This window comes from Mycobacterium sp. E1715, from assembly GCF_001667625.1.
Taxonomy (GTDB): Bacteria; Actinomycetota; Actinomycetes; order Mycobacteriales; family Mycobacteriaceae; genus Mycobacterium.
The window spans coordinates 1-1,379 of sequence record NZ_LZJJ01000439.1 but is presented as its reverse complement, the minus strand read 5'-3'; the positions used below and the strand labels follow the sequence as shown (position 1 = coordinate 1,379).

Below are 1,379 nucleotides of genomic sequence, written 5' to 3'. Positions count from 1 at the left end.
GAGTCGGACGGTTCGCCGCAACGAATCCAAATCGCCTGTGCCCGTGCAGTTGCGGTACCCGGCATCCGACCGATCGGGAACGGGTCACGCCTCGCTCAGGGCGTCGCCGAACCCGCGCACCACGCGGCTGTGTTGACTTTCGGCCAGCGCCTGTCCGGCTCCCAGCAACAGCACCATAGGCCAATCGAGGATTTGGATCGCCGCCAGTGCGGCCAGCCCACCGTAGAACGCGAGGCGGTCGGGGCGGGGGATCCGCACCCGCCCGAGTAGCGGAACATCAAGGCGCATGCTCTCGGCATCGCGGATACGCTCCGACGGTCGCAGGGGCGCCGGACCGTATTTGTCGAGCCCATGCGCTACCGATCCAGGCTTGGGGCCGGTGCGTTCTGGCATGCCGTCCTCCCATCGTGCGGTTCTGCGTACTCGCGCAGGGCTTCCCCCGTCGGCCGCACCGAAACGTGTGCCGGCCCGTGATGTCGGGTGGCGGCGGCGCTATTGTTACCACCCGAAGTCAAGGAGGACTCAATGCGCACCTTCGAATCAGTGGCCGATCTCTCGGCCGCGACCGGTGAAACGATCGGGCACAGCGATTGGGTGACCATCACCCAGGAGGACGTCAACCTGTTCGCCGACGCGACCGGCGATCACCAGTGGATCCACGTGGATCCGGAGCGCGCGGCCGCCGGGCCCTTCGGGGGGACGATCGCCCACGGTTTCATGACGCTGGCGCTGTTACCCCGCCTCCAGCACCAGATCTACACCGTCAACGGCATCAAGCTCGCAATCAACTACGGCCTCAACAAGGTTCGTTTTCCCGCCCCCGTGCCGGTCGGTTCCCGGGTGCGCGCGCAGACATCGCTGGTCAGCGTCGACGACGTCGGAAACGGCGCCGTGCAGGCGACCATGTCGACGACCGTCGAGATCGAGGGCGCACCCAAGCCGGCGTGCGTTGCCGAAAGCATCGTCCGCTACATCACCTGACGCCCCCGTGACGCCATGCCGCGAGGCATAAACCACGGCGACGTTTGACGGCGTGTCGCCGCCAAGGTTTATGTGTCGTGGGGAGCCGGGTCAGAACTCGGCGATCGAATGCTCGAGCCGCTCGGCCAGCCGGGCCTGGGCCTCGGCGCGGCGGGTGGGGATGTGGGCCGAGGGGAATGGCGTTGGCACGGGCTGATATTCGCGCAACGTCCGGCGCGCCACCGTCATCTTGTGTAGTTCGGTGGCGCCGTCGGCGATGCCCAGCGACTCGGCGGCGACCAACATCTTGACGAACGGCATCTCGTCGGACACCCCGAGCGCACCGTGCAGGTGCATGGCCCGCTGTACGACGTCATGCAGCACCTGGGGCATGGCGACTTTCACCGCGGCGATGTCCC

General features: G+C 67.2%; 3 protein-coding genes. 1 reads left to right on the top strand and 2 read right to left on the bottom strand.

Features of this window, described 5'->3' with window-relative positions:
* Positions 1-84: 84 nt before the first annotated feature.
* The gene (locus tag A9X03_RS21310) at positions 85-393 is read right to left on the bottom strand and encodes a hypothetical protein (RefSeq protein WP_082974553.1); all 309 of its coding nucleotides are present in this window, start codon (positions 391-393) and stop codon (positions 85-87) included.
* A gap of 132 nt (positions 394-525) precedes the next feature.
* Here A9X03_RS21310 and A9X03_RS21305 point away from each other — a divergent pair, with 132 nt between their 5' ends.
* On the top strand, positions 526-981 hold the full coding sequence (locus tag A9X03_RS21305; protein ID WP_067749828.1) for a MaoC family dehydratase: 456 nt from the start codon (positions 526-528) through the stop codon (positions 979-981).
* Between the two features lie 90 nt (positions 982-1,071).
* Here A9X03_RS21305 and A9X03_RS21300 read toward each other — a convergent pair.
* A partial coding sequence (locus A9X03_RS21300) for an acyl-CoA dehydrogenase family protein (protein ID WP_255396743.1) occupies positions 1,072-1,379 on the bottom strand: 308 nt, incomplete at its 5' end.

Coding starts and splice junctions, on each gene's coding strand:
- A9X03_RS21310 (WP_082974553.1), bottom strand. CDS start 393: ATGCCAGAACGCACCGGCCCCAAGCCTGGATCGGTAGCGCATGGGCTC.
- A9X03_RS21305 (WP_067749828.1), top strand. CDS start 526: ATGCGCACCTTCGAATCAGTGGCCGATCTCTCGGCCGCGACCGGTGAA.